The organism is Pseudomonas sp. F007 (assembly GCF_057814275.1).
Genome location: NZ_JBVATA010000009.1, coordinates 199627 through 215246, shown reverse-complemented (window position 1 = coordinate 215246; position 15620 = coordinate 199627). Strand labels below are relative to the sequence as shown.

Sequence of the window (15620 nt, the reverse complement as noted above, 5' to 3'; positions counted from 1 at the left end):
TCCATCCTCCAGGTCGCGGTCGTCGGCCTGCTGCTCACCGTACTGATCGAACGCCTGTTGCAACCGCGGCCGAACCTGCGCCGCCCACTCAGTTGCTGGTGGCTGCACAGCGGCCTGTGGTGCGTTGGCCTGGCGCTGCTCTACGCCATCACTGCCCGCCCGCTGTTCAGCGCGATCAACCTGATGCTGTTGTGGCTGTTGATCGTGATGGTCAGCAACGCCAAATACCACTCGCTGCGCGAGCCCTTCGTCTGCGCCGACTTCGAATATTTCAGCGACGCGGTGCGTTTTCCGCGCCTGTACCTGCCGTTCTTCGGCTTCGGCAAGGCGGCGTTGCTGGCCCTGGGTTTTCTGGTGTACCTGTGGGCGGGCTTGAGTTTCGAACCTGCAGTTGACGGCGCCCGCACTGGCGCACTGCTGCTCGGTGTGCTCGGCCTGGGCCTGTTGTGGCTGGGTCAGCGCGACCGCAGCGTGCCCAGCTTCGACGCCGAGGTGGACGTCAAGCGCTGGGGTATGGCTGCCTGCCTGTGGCGCTATTTCCGCGCCGCGCGGGTGGCGGTCGAGCCGAGCACCCTGGGTTCGCCTTTCGGCAACGCCGCCAGCCGCGCACCGTCAGCGCCGCTGCCCGACCTGGTCTCGGTGCAGAGCGAATCGTTTTTCGACGTGCGCGACCTGTGGCCCGGGGTCAGGAGCGAGGTGCTCGGCGAATACGATCGCCTCGCCGACGAAGCCCTGGCCCGTGGCAAGCTGCAAGTCGCCGCCTGGGGCGCGAATACCGTGCGCACCGAGTTCGCCTACCTGACCGGCATCCCCGGCGACCGCCTTGGCGTACACCGTTTCAATCCCTACCGGGTCCTCGCCCGGCGTGGCCTGCCGAGCATCGCCGCGCACCTCAAGGCGCAGGGCTACCGGACCGTCTGCGTGCACCCTTACGACGGCAGTTTCTACGGGCGCAACAAGGTGCTGCCGGCCCTGGGCTTCGATGAGTTCATCGACGTGCGTGCCTTCAACGACTCGCAGAAAGCCGGGCCGTTCATTGGCGATTGCGCGGTGGCCGACAAGATCCGCGAATTGCTCGATGACCCGAACCGCACCCAACCGTTGTTCATCCACGCGGTGACCATGGAAAACCACGGCCCGCTGCACCTGGAAAAAGTCACCGCCAGCGAGTTGCCGACCTGGTTCGACCGCCCGCTGCTCGCCGGCATGGATGACCTGGCGCCCTACCTGCGGCACATCACCAATGCCGACCGGATGCTCGGCAAACTGCGCGCGACCTTGCTCGATCAGCCCGGCGAAACCCTGCTGTGCTTCTTTGGCGATCACGTGCCGATTCTGCCCAACGTCTACCAGGCGGTTGGCGAGCCGGCGGGCGACACCGATTACCTGATCTGGTCCAACCGCCGGCAACCCGGCGCCAGCCCTGCCCCGCTGCGGGTCGACGCGCTGTCGAGCCGCCTGCTCGCCTGTGCCCAGCCGGCGCGTGCAGCCAGTGCCAGCGCGCCCGTGGTTTGAGGTCGCGGTGAAGATCATGCTCGGCTCCGAGCTGCCCTCCGCGGTCCGCGCCAACCCGCAACTGGCCCACCTGGTGACCGGCGGGCGCGGTTCGCTGGCATTCCTGATCGGTGACAATGACTGCCGCCAGCGCCTGCTCGGCAGCAGCATTCATTGGGACCGCGTGCTACTGGCCTTCGAGGATGACGAAGCGACCGGCTACGTGGCCTTCAAGCATCAACGCCGCGGCCCGTTCGCCCTGCGCTTGCGGCCCTTTGTCCGCGAGTTTGGCTGGCTGATGGGCGCGGTGCGTTTTGCCGGTTTCTGCCTCAGCGAGCTGCGCGAGTGGCGCTACCCGTTTCTGCTGTACGGCTTGCGGGTGAGCAAGGCCGCGCGCAACCAGGGTGTCGGCTCGGCGCTGGTGCAGGCCTGTTGCGAGCAGGCGGCTGCCGCCGGGTTTCAACAGGTGTTTCTCGAAGTGCCCCTGGACAACGACCGCGCCCGTGCGCTGTACCTGCACAACGGCTTCCAGCTGTTGCGCCAGCGCTGGGTGCCCTGGCCACCGGTGCGCAGCATGCTGCGGCGTCTGCAGGTGGCCCTGTGAACGGCCTGCCCCTGCCGCCACTGAACCTGCCGGCGCTGGTGCCGGGCCCGGGCTGGATTGGCATCACCCAGCAATGGGTGGCGTGGAACGTGCTGCACCTGCCACAGTTTCTCGGCCCGGAAGGCCCGCCTTACTGGCTGTGGCAACGCGGGCAGCGGGCACCGAAAGACCTCAAGGCCATCGCCGGTATCGGCTACAAGGACAGCTCGGCCCCTGCCCGCGCCCTGTGCCAGCGCTGGGGCCTGCCGTACATCGCCATCGAGGACGGCTTCCTGCGCTCGTCGTCGCTGGGCATCGAGGGCGACACGCCGATGTCACTGGTGGTCGATCCGGTGGGCATCCACTACCTGGCCGACCGCCCTTCGCTGCTGGAAAACATCCTGCAGCAGCCGCACGAGCTGAGCGCTGCTGAACTGCAGTGCGCCGAGCAATTGATCGCCCTGATGCGCAGCAGTTGCATCGGCAAGTACAACAACAGCCCCGACCTAGATCCCGACGATCCCCTGGGTCGCGAGCGGCCGTTGGTGCTGGTGGTGGACCAGACCGCCGGCGACTATTCGATCCCGGGCGGCGGTCTGTGCGAGGCCGATTATGTGCGCATGCTCGACGCGGCCATTGCGGAGAACCCGGATGCCGAGGTGCGGGTGCGGATTCACCCGGATTGCGTCGGTGGGCAGAAACCCAGTTGCCTGCTGGCCGCGGCCAGCGAACGTGGCGTCACTTTGGAAGCGCGTCCGGTGTCCTGGGCGTCCTTGGCCCAACGGGCGCGGCGGGTGTACATCGGCACCAGCCAGGCCGGTCTGGAGGCATTGATCCAGGGCGTGCCGGTCACCTGCTTCGGGCTGCCGTTCTACGCCGGCTGGGGCCTGACCGACGATCGCATGCCGATCCCCCGGCGCCAGGCAACCCTGAATCTGCTGCAGCTGGTGGCGGCAGCCTACGTGCGCTACTGCCGCTACATCGACCCGCTGACCGGGCAACCGACCGATGCGCTGACCGTGGCCCATCAACTGGCGCGCAAGAAAGCCCGGGACGCCGAGTTCGCCGGGCCGATCACCGTGCTGGGGGTCAAGCGGCACAAGCAGCACAATATCCGACGCTTCTTCAGCAGCCGCTGGGGCCGCCTGACATTTGCCGAGGACAGCCCGACGCTGGTGGCGGACGTGGCGCGCCAGGGCGGCAAGTTGCTGGTGTGGGCCGCTCGTGAGCCGGCGGATCTTTGCGCCCGTGCCGCCACGGCCAATGTCCCGCTGTGGCGGGTGGAAGACGGCTTTTTGCGCTCCATCGGCCTTGGCGCAATGAACGCACCCGCGTTGTCATTGGTGCTGGACCGCAGCGGCATGCATTTCGATGCTCGCGCCGAGAGCGACCTGCAAACCCTGCTGCAACACGCCGAGTTCGACAGCGCCACCCTCGCCGAGGCCGCACGCCTGCGTGAATCGATCGTGGCGCTGGGCGCGAGCAAGTTCAATCTCAAGAGCGATCTGCACCAGCCGGTGGCTGCGCCGCCCGGTCAGCGGCGGATCCTGGTGCCCGGCCAGGTCGAGGACGATGCTGCGTTGCGCTGCAGTGTCGGCGAAGGCTACGACAATCTGGCGTTGCTCAAGCAGGTTCGCGCCAGCGCGCCGGATGCGTGGATCGTCTACAAGCCGCACCCGGATGTCGAAGCCGGCAAGCGCCACGGCGCGCTGCCCGCCGAGGCGCTGCACGGGCTGGTCGACCAGGTGCTGCCGGGGGTCGATATTGTTCGCCTGTATGAACAGGTCGATGAACTGCACACCCTGAGTTCCACCGCCGGGTTCGAGGCCTTGCTGCGTGGCCTGCCCGTGACCACCTACGGTTCACCGTTTTATGCCGGCTGGGGCCTGACCCACGACCGGCAACCCTTGCCGCGCCGCACCCGGCGCCTGACCCTGGACCAGTTGGTAGCCGGCGCCCTGTTGCGCTATGCGCGCTATGCCGACCCCCAGCAAGCCCTGCCCTGCGATGCCTGGCATGCCCTGACATGCCTGTCGAACCCTAGGCCGCCGCGCCTGGCGCAACACCCGCGCCTGCTGCCGCTGCTCAATTACACTCGGACCATGCTCGGCTGCGGCCGACCGCAGCCCCCCCTCAAGGACTAGACCATGCCCGCCTCTATGAAGGATCTTGGCCGTTATGCGGCACTGCCCTGGCACTGCCTGCAACTGCTGACCCATGCCAAATCGTTCGAAAACAACCCGGTGCTCGGCAGCGCCCGGCTCAATGCCCTGGGCCTGCATGTGCAGCGCCGCCAACTGGCGATGGGCATGGCCGCCATGCGCCGGCGCGCGCTGGCGCCACGGCTGAATGCCGATGAGCTGGCGAGTTTCGAGGAACAGGGATTTTTCGTCCGCGAGAACGCCCTGCCCGCTGAACAGTTTGCGGCGCTGCGGGCCGAGCTTGGCGATTTGCGCAGCACCGGTTGGGAGATGCGCCAGGGCAAGGCGGTGACGCGTCGGGTCAGCCTTGACCAGGATGTGCTGGCGCGCAACCCGGCCAGCGCGGCCTTTGTTGCCGACCCTGGGGTGCGCGATTTGATCGCCTATGCCTCGTCGAATACCGGTGGCATCACCTATCAATTGCAGTCGATCGTGATCGATGGGGTCAACGCCGAGCAGGACCCGCAGACGCGCTTGCACGCTGACACTTTTCATCCGACCGCCAAGGCCTGGCTGTTTCTTGATGACGTGGCCGATGACCAGGGACCGTTCAGCTACGTGCCCGGCTCCCATCGGCTGACCCCGGAGCGTCTGGCCTGGGAGTACCGCCAGAGCCTCGGCGCGGCCCGTTCCGATGAACAGATGCACCGCGAAGGTTCGTTCCGTATTCATGAGCACGAACTGGCGGCGCTGGGCTTGCCGGCACCGCGGCGCTTCTCGGTGCCGGCCAACACCCTGGTAGTGGCCGACACCTCGGGCTTCCACGCCCGCTGCCCAAGCCTGCGCCCCAGCCACCGCGTGGAAATCTACGCCAGCCTGCGCCGCAACCCCTTCATCCCCTGGCGCGGCGCCCACCTGTTCGCCCTGCCGATGATCGCCAACCACCACATGCGCTGGGACATCCGCCTGAAACGCCTGATGGGCTTCGACAAACGCAGCCACTGGCGCTTCATCGAACAGCTCAACGCCTACGAAAAGCCGTACATCTGAAATCAAACGGTAGGAGCGAGCCTGCTCGCGATGGCGGGGAACCAGACGCACCGCGGCGCTTGAATCGCCAGCAGGCTGGCTCCCACAGGGTTTTGCAGGCACCGCAGGATTTGTGATCGACACCCAACCTGTGGCCGCCCCCAAAACCTGCGGTATCCGCGAACCCTTGTAGGAGCTGGCTTGCCAGCGAAAAACCTGAGACCGCCGCGCGGCATCAGGTTCATCGCGTGACCGTTGACGACCTTCGCCAGCAAGCTGGCTCCTACAGGGGATGCGTCAAGGCTGCGTTGATCTGGGTGTCAGCCGATCTTCGCCAATTCCTCGGCAACGATCGCCACGGTCTGGCGGATCTCCCACAGGGTTTTGCGGTCGAACACAAAACCTGCGGTATCCGCGAACCCTTGTAGGAGCTGGCTTGCCAGCGAAAAACCTGAGACCGCCGCGCGGCATCAGGGTCATCGCGGGATCGTTGACGACCTTCGCCAGCAAGCTGGCTCCTACAGGGGATGCGTCAAGGCTGCGTTGATCTGGGTGTCACCCGATCTTCGCCAATTCCTCGGCAACGATCGCCACGGTCTGGCGGATCTGCTCTTCGCTGTGCTCGCACGAGACGAAGAAGCGTACCCGGGCGACGTGTTCCGGGACGGCGGGATAGAGGATCGGCTGGGCGTTGATGCCGCGTTCGAACAGCGCGCTGGACAGGCGTCCGGCCTTGAACGAACTGCCGGTGATCACCGGGATCACCGCCAGCCCGGTGCTGGTGGCGGTGTCCAGGCCAGCGGCCTTGGCCAGGCGCAGGAACAAATCGCCCCGGGCCTGCACGGTCTGCACCCGCTCCTGGTCATTGGCCAGGCAACGCAACGCGGCCAGCGCCGAAGCGGTCACCGCAGGCGGCATGCCGACGCTGTAGAGGAACCCCGGCGCGAGGAATTTCAGGTGCTCGACCAACGCCGTGCTGCCGGCAATGTAGCCGCCGCAACTGGCGAGGGTCTTGCTCAGGGTGCCCATCCAGATATCCACGTCATCCCCGGCCAGGCCGAAGTGTTCGCGGATGCCCTTGCCGGTCGCCCCCATCACTCCCAGTGAATGCGCCTCGTCGACCATCAGGAAGGTCTTGTGCTTGCGCTTGAGTTCGACGAAACGCGGCAGGTCCGGGTAGTCGCCGTCCATGCTGTAGATGCCTTCGACCACCACCAGCACCCGCTCGAAGTGCTGACGCTGCTCGCCGAGGATCCGGTCCAGGGCCTGCCAGTCGTTGTGGGCGAAACTCAAACGGCGCGCGCCGGACAACTGGATGCCCTGCAGCACGCTGTTGTGGATCAGCTCGTCATGCAGCACCAGGTCACGCGGGCCGAACAGATGGCCGATGGTGGTGACGTTGGTGGCATGCCCACTGACGAAAACGATGGCGTCGTCGACCTCATACAGGCTCGCCAACTCACGCTCCAGCTCACGGTGCAACGGCCGATCGCCGGACACCAGGCGGCTCGCCGACACCGAGGTGCCGTAACGGTCGATCGCCGCTTTGGCCGCCTCGGCCACGTCCGGATGCCCGGAGTAACCGAGGTAGTTGTAGCTGGCGAAGTTCACGTATTGCTGCGCCCCAATGCAGGTCTCGGCACCGGCCAGGCCTTCATGCAGGCGAAAGAACGGACTGCTCAGGCCCAGGCGCGCGGCACCCTGCTGCATCACCCGCAATTGCTGATAGCCGGGGTGCTGGTCGAACCGATAGAACGCTTCCGGCACTTTCAGCGCCGCCTGTTGCGCCTGCTCCAGGGTGGCGCCGCCAGCCGGGTCGCCCGCCTCGCTGCGACGGCGTTCCAGCGCTTGCTGAATCAGCCGCTGCTTGATCCCGACACTCAGGCCGGTAGGCGTTTTTGCAGTCATCAACTATCACTCAATCAAACGGTTAGGTGTTGCAGTACTGGCGGCCAGTTCGGCGTTCAGCTCGGCCATTTGCTCAGGGCTCAATTCAGTGCCGTGACGGGCCAGCACGTTCTCGGCCAGGGCGACCGGCGCCGGCGCTTCGTTGCCCGCCGCCTCGCCCCGCAGCAAGTCGAGGATGCGCACGCTGAGCTTGTCGATGCTGGAGCTCTCGCTGAGCTCCATCACCGGCAGGCGAATGCCGAAACGCTCTTCCAGAGCGACCACCAGCTCGACACTCATCAACGAGTCGAGGCCCAGTTCCTGCAGCGGCCGCTGGGTGTCGAGGCGGGCTGCCGGCAGCCGGAGGATCTCGCAGACTTCGTGCTTGAGCAGTTCGACGAAGCGCTCCAGCACCCGCTCGTCGTCCAACTCGGCCAACATGCGCTGGATGTCTTCGGCGTCGTTGTCATCGTCCTGGTCGCCGCCATGGGCGCGCACCAGTTCGAGGAAACGCGGGGTGCTGGCACTCGGCAGGAAGCGCGACAGGGCCTTCCATTCCAGCTCCAGCACGCCGATGCCGTCGTCACCCTTGAGCAGCATCTGCTCCAGGTGCGCCAACGCCACTTCGGCCCGCAGTGCAGCACCGCCCATGCGGCTTTGCAGGGCGTCCTTGATCTGCTCGTTGCGCGCGAGGAAACCGACGTCGTCGATCGCCCCCCAGAGCACGGCAGTCGCCGCCAGGCCCTGGCCACGACGATGCCGCGCCAGCGCTTCCAGCCAATGGTTGGCGGCCACATAGTTGGCCTGCCCCGGATTACCGAACAGGGTGGTGGCCGAGGAGAACATCACGAAGAAGTCCAGCGGCAGCTCACGGGTCAGTTCGTGCAGGTATTGCGCGCCCTTGGCCTTGGGCTCGAGCACACGCTGCAGTTGTTCGCCATCGAGGTTGCGGATCAGGCTGTCGTCGATCACGGTCGCCGCGTGCACCAGGCCGCGCAGCGGGTACGGGCTGGCGGCGATGCGTTCGAACACCCCGCGCACCTGAAGCGGATCGGTGATGTCGCAAGCCAGCGCCTGCACGTCGATGCCCTGGACCTGCCAGGCCGCCAGGCACGGCTGCGCCTCGACACTGGCCGGGCCACGCCGGCCGAGCAGTACCAGGTGCCGCGCGCCCTTGTCCACCAGCCACTGCGCGGTGCGCAGACCGAAGCCACCCAGGCCGCCAGTGACCAGGTAAGTCGCCTCGCCACTCAGTTGCAATGGCTGCACCGGCTGCTCGCGGGTTTCCACCAGGCGCTCGATCGGGTTGCCGTAGGTCACGACGATCTTGCCGATCTGCCGCGCCTGCTGCATGTAGCGGAACGCCTCGACCACGTGGTTGGCGTCGAACTCGCGGAACGGCAATGGGTGCAGGATGCCCTGCTCGAACAACTCCATCATTTGCCCGAACAGGCGCCGGGTCAGGTCCGGACGCTCGCTCATCAACTGGTCGGCATCGATGCCGAAGTAGCTGATGTTGTTGCGGAACGGACGCAGGCCGATGCGGGTGTTCTGGTAGAAGTCGCGCTTGCCCAGTTCAAGGAAACGCCCGAACGGCTTGAGCACGCGGAAGTTGCGGTTGATCGCTTCACCCGCCAGCGAGTTGAGCACCACGTCGACACCGCGGCCACCGGTCAGGGCCAGGACTTCGTCGGCGTAGGCCAGGGAGCGCGAGTCGAACACCTTGTCCACACCCAGCAGGCGCAGGAAGTCGCGCTTCTCGTCGCTGCCGGCGGTGGCGTAGATCTCGGCCCCGCACCATTTGGCAATCTGGATCGCGGCGATGCCGACACCACCGGCGGCGCCATGGATCAGCACCTTCTCGCCCGGCTCCAGTCGCGCCAGATAGTGCAGCGCGTAGTACACGGTGAAGAAGGTACTTGGAATGGTCGCCGCCGCCTCGAAGGACATGCCTTCAGGGATGCGCGCGACGGCATTGGCGTTGGTCACCAGGCGGTTGGCGAAACTGCGCGGACCGAAGCCCACCACCCGATCACCCGGGGCGAAGTCGCCGAGCACCGCAGCGCCCTTGCCATGCACCACGCCAGAGAACTCAAAGCCCATGGTCGGACCGGAGAAACCATTCTCGATGGCTTCGTCGGACAACAGGCCGAGGGCGAACATCACGTCACGGAAATTCAGGCCGGTGGCGCGCACTTCGATGTCCAGCTCGTCAGCGGCCGGTGCGGTCAGCTCACGGGCTTCCCAGCGCAGGTTGCGCAGTTGTCCGGGCAGATCGAAACCGAGGCTGATGCGGGTCTGACCATCGTTGCTGGCGCGGACCTGATCCTGCAGCACCCGCAGGCGCGGCACGTAGCGCTGACCGTCGACATTGATCGCCAGCTCGGTCTCGCCATCAGCCTGCAGCAGCGCCGGGACCAGGCTGCTGATCGGCGCAGCGTGCGCCAGGTCGAGCAGGCGAATGCGGCAACTGGCGGATTCGTTGGCCAGGGTCCTACCGAAGCCCCACAGCGCGGCATCGGCAATCGCGTCGACGTCAGTAGTCTGCGGCGCATCATAGAGATGGCCGGCAGCACCCCGGGTCAGCAGCCAGCATTGCGGCGCAATCGCCAGCGACTCACAGGCCTGGACCAGCGCAGCCGCCAGCATGCAACGAGCGCCCTGAGCGTCCAGGCCCTGATCAGCGTCCAGCCCGGCGAGATGCAGCACGTGCTCCGGCGCCTGGTCCATTGCGGCCAATTGCTTGGCGATCGCCTGGGCATCGCCGGGCAGCAACAGGCTGACCTGCTGACCTTGCTCGCGCAGGGCCTGGGCCAGTTGCTCGGCATTCGCCTGACCAGCTTCGGCCAGCAACGCCCAGCGCTGCACAGCGATCTCGGCAGTTGCCACGCGCTCGCCGACCTTCCGTCCAGCCAACAGCAGGTAGCTGCCGCAGGCATTGCCGGGCAAGGCTTCGAGGGTGTGGCTGACGCTCAGGCCGTGGCGCTGCAGTTCGTGCAGCCAGAATTGCGGACGCTGTTGGCGCGACAACGCGTGCTCTGGGCCAGCCAGCCACCAGGCGGCCTGGGCACCGAAGACGAAGTCGGCCCAACGTGCCGGGTACTGCGCAAGCAAGGCCAACTGGCCGTGCGGGTTGAGGTGGCTGGCGGTCTGGCGCAGCGCTTCGCCGACGCTGTCCAGCGGCGCCAGGTCGGACGGCAGCAGCACCCAGTCGTAAGCCTGGGCGGCGGCCAATTGATCGAAACCGAGGACTTCCAGCGCCGGGCAATCGTCGCCGAGCATCTGCATCAGCTCCGGTTCTTGCACGCAGTAGCTGTAGTCGACCCGGTCGAAATCGATGCCGGCGTACAGCGACTCGGCGAACGACGGCCCGCCAAAGCCGAACTCCAGCACCCGCAGGCGCTGCCCGGCCGGCAAGGCGGCCAGGCGCTGGGCGAGGGTCTCGCGCAGGCCGGCGAGCACCCGCTGCTGACCGGCCGCACCCAGCACCAGGCGCGCCAGGTTGGCTGCGCTGGTTTCGCGCGGCAGCAGTTGTTCGAGGGTTTGCGTGCCTTCGAGCAAGGCCAGCAGATGGCGACCGATACGGCCCACCGAATGAATCAGCTGGAAGTGTTCCGGATAGCTCTGGAACAACTCCTGCCAGATCGCCTCCGACGCCGGGCGCTCGCCGGCATCGGCAATCGACCAGTGGCCGTCGGCATCGACGCTCAGGCTGCCATCGTCACGTCCCTGGCGCAGCAGGGTGTTGAGGTAATCGCTCGGCACACCGTCCTGCTGCGACCACAGCGCAACCTGCTCGGCGCTCAAGCGGCCGCCCAGTTGTTCGATCAGGTCCAGCACGAAGCTCGAGCACAGGGCGTCGAGCAACGGCTCGACTTCATTCAGGTAACGCACCTGCACCGGCTCATCATTCAAGCCTTGCAGATGGTTGGCCAGCGGCGTGGCGGTCGCGGCCGCACGCAACACCGGCACCACCTGGCCCGGAGCAGCGAGACCGACGTGGGCCAGGCGCTTGATGTCGTGGGAGCGATCGCGTTGCAGGCGCACGCCCCGGAAGCGCGCGTCCTTGATGCACAGCACGGCATTGCCAGCGGCGTCGTAGAGGGTGAAGTCCACCAGCAGCGAGTGTTCGGTGCGCTTGAGCTGACGCACTTCGGCCAGGCACGGCACCCCGCCGGCCTTGGCGAAGGCGATGCGCCCCAGCTTGACCGGAATGAACGCCAGGCCCTTGTTGCTGCCCGGCTGGCCGACCAGCAACTCGGTGATCAACTGGAATGCGCCATCGAGCAACGCCGGGTGCAGGTGCAGCGACGGCAGTTCTTCGCGGATGGCCTCGGGCACGCTCAATTGCGCGAGGATGTAGGCCGGTTCGACCCACACTGCCGCCACTGCCTGATAAGCCGGACCGTAGTTAAGGCCGACGGCACGGGTCAGCGCCAGGTGCTGTTCGCCGCTGAAATCCGCCGGACGTTGCGGCAAGGCCGGTGCACGCGCGTCGAGCATCACGCCGCGAGCTTCGCCGGGCAGGCGCGCGACCACGTGCTGGACCCACTCTTCACGCTGGGCCAGGGTGCGCGAGGTGATGCGCAGGGTGCCGTCGGCTTCTTCGATGTTGACCCGGATCTTCTTGCTGCCTTCGTTGCCGAGCAGCAGCGGGTTATGGATTTCCAGTTCTTCGATATCGACGAACTCACCCGGCTGGTGCACCAGTGCCACGGCCAGCGCCAGCTCGGTAAACCCGGCGCCGGGGAACAGCACGGCTTCACCGACCTTGTGGTCGGCCAGGGTCGGGAACAGCTGGGTGTCGAGACGGTTTTCCCAGGTCAGCGCGCGGTCGGCCAACGGGTAACCGAGCAACGGGTGGACCCGCTCGCGTTGCAGTGTGGCGAACGACTCGGCGCTGACCGGCAGTTCATAACGCTCACGCTGCCAGGCGTAGTTCGGCAGGCGCACGTTGTTGCCCGCCACCGGGAATTGATGCTGCCAATCCGGCTCGGCACCGGCGATCAACAGCCGGGCGACGCAGCGTTCCAGCAGTGCCGGGCTGTCGTCATTGCGCACCAGCGTGGCGATCACCTGACCAGGCAGCTCGCGCTGGGTCAGGGCATCGGTCACGTAGGAGCGCAGGATCGGATGCGGACCGACCTCGACGAACAGGTTGAAGCCCTGCCCTACCAGCTCGTCCATCGCCCCCTGGAACAGCACCGGGAAGCGGATGTTCTGCCACCAGTAGCCGCTGTCCAGGCGCTGGCCGTCCAGCTCGCCGCCGACCACTGTGGAGAAGAACGGAATATCGGCGTTGCGCGGGCGGATGTGCGCCAGATCGGCAATCACTTGCTGCTCGATCGGGTTCATCGCCGGCGAGTGGAAGGCGTAGTCGAGGGCCAGGCGGCGGACGAACACCTGACGCTCGGTCAGGGCCTGCTCCAGCTCGCTCAATGCATCGTCCGGGCCGGCCACGGTCGCACCACGGGCGCTGTTTTCGCCGGCCAGGACCACACGATCATCCAAGGCCAATTCAACCAATAGCAGTGCGGTGGCTTCACCGCTCAGGCCCACGGCCGACATCTGCCCGGTGCCACGGGTCAGGCCCTGCAGGCGGCTGCGGTGATAGATGACTTGGGTCGCGTCTTCCAGGCTCAGCGCACCGCTGGCCCAGGCCGCCGCCACTTCGCCAACGCTGTGGCCGATGACCGCCGCCGGATGGAAACCTTCGGCCGCCAGCACACGGGTGACGGCCACCTGCAGCGCGAACAACGCCGGCTGGGCGATCTCGGTGCGTACGTAGCGGTCGTCGCCATTCTCGCCGAGCAATTCGGCGCGCAGCGAATAGCCGGCCAACGGCTGGAACAGCCCATCGACCTCGGCCACTGCCGCGGCAAATACCGGGTTGCCGAGCATCGCCCGACCCATGCCCTGCCATTGCGAACCGTTGCCGGAATACACCAGCACCGGCCCTTTGACCTGCTCCAGGGCCTGACCTGTCTCGAGCACCGAACTCAGTTCGCTGAGGCTCGGGTCTTCGGCATAGTCCGCCAGCGCCTGTGCGGCTTGCGCCGGATCAGACTCGATCAGCACCAGGCGCTGCCCGTGGGCATCGCGACGGAACATGGCCTGATAGGCGACGTCGTAATAGTTGACCGGCGACTGCGCCGCCAGGTACTCGGCAAACCGTTCGGCCGTGGCGCGCAGGCCATCGACGTCCTTGGCACTGAGCATCAGCGGCAGGCGGCGTGATTGGGTAGCGGTGTTCGAGGCCGGCAACGGCTCGGCACTCTGCAGGATCACGTGCGCGTTGGCGCCACCGAAGCCGAAGGAGTTGATGCCAACGGTCAGTTGCCCGGCGGATTTCAGCGCGCGGCTTTCGGTCACTACCTGCAGATTGAGGTCGGCAAACGGGATGTTCGGATTGAGCGCTTCGACGCCTATGGTCGCGGGCACTTCGCGCTGGATCAGGCAATTGAGCGCCTTCATCAGGCCGGCGACCCCGGAGGCCGCCTCGAGGTGACCGAGGTTGCTCTTCACCGAGCCGATCGGCAGCGGGTTGCCGGCGCCGCGGGCCTGGCCCAGGGCTTCGCCGATGGCGCGGGTCTCGATCGGATCGCCGACCGCAGTCCCGGTGCCGTGGGCTTCCAGGTAATCGAGTTGCGCCGGATCGATCCCGGCCTTGGCGTAGGTGCTCTTGAGCAGCGCGGCCTGGGCCTCGGCACTCGGCAGGGTCAGGCTCGACTTGCGCCCGTCGGTGTTCACCGCACTGCCCGCCACCACCGCGAGAATCGGGTTGCCGTCGGCCAGCGCCTGCTCGTAATCCTTGAGCAGGAACAGTCCACCGCCCTCGGAGCGAGCATAGCCGTCGCCGCTTTCATCGAACGCGTGGCAACGCCCGGTGCGCGAAAGCATCGAGGCCTTGGCAAAAATCATGAAGCCGAACGGGTGCATGTGCAGGCTGATGCCGCCGGTCACCGCCTGGTCGACATCGCCACTGATGATCGCCTGGCAGGCCTGGTGGAACGCCACCAGCGATGACGAACACGCGGTATCGATGGCCATGCTCGGGCCGCGCAGGTCATAGAAGAACGACAGGCGATTGGCGGCAATACTCATGGTATTGCCGGTAGCCGTGGCAGCATCGATCGACGCCAGGTCTTCGACCAGGCGATAGGCTTGCTCGACGCCGCCAATCCCCAGGTACACCCCGCAGTTGCTGCCGCGCAGGCTCGACGGCTTGACGCCGGCGTTCTCGAAGGTTTCCCAGCACATCTCCAGCAGCATGCGTTGCTGCGGGTCCATGACCATCGCTTCGCGCGGCGAGATGTTGAAGAAGCCGGCATCGAAGGCACTGATATCGCCCAGGGAGCCTGCGGCGAAGGTGTAGCTGGTCGCAGGATTGGCTTTATCCGGGTGCAGGAACTCGTCGTGCTGCCAACGCGAGGCGTCGACCTGAGTGACCAGGTCTCGCCCGGACATCAGGTTTTGCCAGAAACTCTGGGTGGTCGAACCGGGAAAACGAAAAGAACAACCAACAATTGCTACCTGTCTACGCTTTGTCAAAACCCATTCCTTTCATCTCAACCAGACACCGTCCTATCCTGCGGACAGCCGCATGTCTGGCCGATACAATTTTTGGCAAGTCGTTAAACGTCACCTGAAGCTGATTTTCTTGTCTGCACGCACCATGCCAAGCACACGAGGTCGCACGGCAGATGCCCCACGAGTTACGCAATGGACATCTTCAGACATATTTGTAGGAATAATACGCGGTATGGACGATGAGGGAAAACGCTAAGCGATGGATGCCGGGTAAAATGTTCGACGCGGTTCAATGCGCTGGAGCGGCGGTTGAAGCCGGTTTCATGCTGTCGATTCGCCAGCTCCCTGACTTGAATCCGCTGGGCGCAGCCTTGTCGATGATCCACGGCAAGACACCTCGCCCTCAGATCTGGCTACTATTGAGCAGACACCTTCAAAGGGAACCGAGATGATGAACAAGGCAGACGAACTGGCGGCAAAACTGCGCAATCGCCTACAGCGCGTCGACAACGACGAAACCTGTGCCGATACCGCCATCGACCACTGGCCGACTCAGGTCAACGACCTCTACCAGCAGATCGAACACTGGCTGACGCCCTTGAGCGAAGCCGGCCTGAACATCCGCCGCAACCCGACCCACGTCCACGAAGGTCACCACAGCGGCGCGACCTACGAATACGCGATCGACCAGCTACTGCTCGAAGCCCACCCCTACACCATCACCTTCGACCCCATCGCCCGCTTCTCCCCCACCGCCGATGGCCTGATCGAGATTCACCTGCGCGGCAAGCACTACCGCGTGCTGCGCACCGCCGATGAGCACGGTGAATCGGTGTGGCACCTGCAGAAGGTGCCGCCCCTGGGGCAGGCAGCGCAGGCGCCGGTGGCGTGGAATGAGGAGAATTTGCTGTGGATTGTTGAGGAGGGGTTGGGGCTTTAAGGTCTATCCATCGGCC

At 65.9% G+C, this 15620-nt stretch carries 7 protein-coding genes; 5 read left to right on the top strand and 2 right to left on the bottom strand.

Annotation, left to right across the window (positions count from 1 at the left end; translation table 11 throughout):
• Window positions 1-3 precede the first annotated feature (3 nt).
• From ACZYR5_RS23130 to ACZYR5_RS23115, 4 genes are read left to right on the top strand one after another with little or no spacing between them, the layout of a single operon-like run.
• Window positions 4-1515 carry an LTA synthase family protein gene (locus tag ACZYR5_RS23130; protein WP_489091895.1) on the top strand — a complete coding sequence of 504 codons (1512 nt, stop codon included), beginning with the start codon at window positions 4-6 and terminating at the stop codon, window positions 1513-1515.
• Window positions 1516-1531: 16 nt separating this feature from the next.
• Window positions 1532-2098 carry a GNAT family N-acetyltransferase gene (locus tag ACZYR5_RS23125; protein WP_489091731.1) on the top strand — a complete coding sequence of 189 codons (567 nt, stop codon included), beginning with the start codon at window positions 1532-1534 and terminating at the stop codon, window positions 2096-2098.
• Window positions 2095-4221, top strand: a complete 2127-nt coding sequence (locus ACZYR5_RS23120; RefSeq protein ID WP_489091732.1) for a capsule polysaccharide biogenesis protein — start codon at window positions 2095-2097, stop codon at window positions 4219-4221. The genes ACZYR5_RS23125 and ACZYR5_RS23120 overlap by 4 nt, the downstream gene beginning before the upstream one ends.
• Before the next feature lie 3 nt (window positions 4222-4224).
• Complete coding sequence (locus tag ACZYR5_RS23115) at window positions 4225-5268, top strand: phytanoyl-CoA dioxygenase family protein (RefSeq protein ID WP_489091733.1); 1044 nt, start codon at window positions 4225-4227, stop codon at window positions 5266-5268.
• Window positions 5269-5802: 534 nt separating this feature from the next.
• Here the strand turns inward: ACZYR5_RS23115 and ACZYR5_RS23110 are convergent.
• A complete protein-coding gene (locus ACZYR5_RS23110; RefSeq protein WP_489091734.1) occupies window positions 5803-7155 on the bottom strand; it encodes an aminotransferase class I/II-fold pyridoxal phosphate-dependent enzyme in 1353 nt (450 codons plus the stop codon).
• Window positions 7156-7161: 6 nt separating this feature from the next.
• Window positions 7162-14685, bottom strand: a complete 7524-nt coding sequence (locus ACZYR5_RS23105) for an SDR family NAD(P)-dependent oxidoreductase (protein WP_489091735.1) — start codon at window positions 14683-14685, stop codon at window positions 7162-7164.
• Window positions 14686-15115: 430 nt separating this feature from the next.
• Between ACZYR5_RS23105 and ACZYR5_RS23100 the strand changes: the two genes are divergently transcribed.
• Window positions 15116-15604, top strand: a complete 489-nt coding sequence (locus ACZYR5_RS23100) for a hypothetical protein (protein WP_489091736.1) — start codon at window positions 15116-15118, stop codon at window positions 15602-15604.
• Window positions 15605-15620: the final 16 nt, after the last annotated feature.

Excerpts from the sequence above, each read along its gene's own strand:
- ACZYR5_RS23125 (WP_489091731.1), top strand. The coding sequence starts at position 1,532 with ATGCTCGGCTCCGAGCTGCCCTCCGCGGTCCGCGCCAACCCGCAACTG.
- ACZYR5_RS23115 (WP_489091733.1), top strand. The coding sequence starts at position 4,225 with ATGCCCGCCTCTATGAAGGATCTTGGCCGTTATGCGGCACTGCCCTGG.
- ACZYR5_RS23110 (WP_489091734.1), bottom strand. The coding sequence starts at position 7,155 with ATGACTGCAAAAACGCCTACCGGCCTGAGTGTCGGGATCAAGCAGCGG.
- ACZYR5_RS23100 (WP_489091736.1), top strand. The coding sequence starts at position 15,116 with ATGAACAAGGCAGACGAACTGGCGGCAAAACTGCGCAATCGCCTACAG.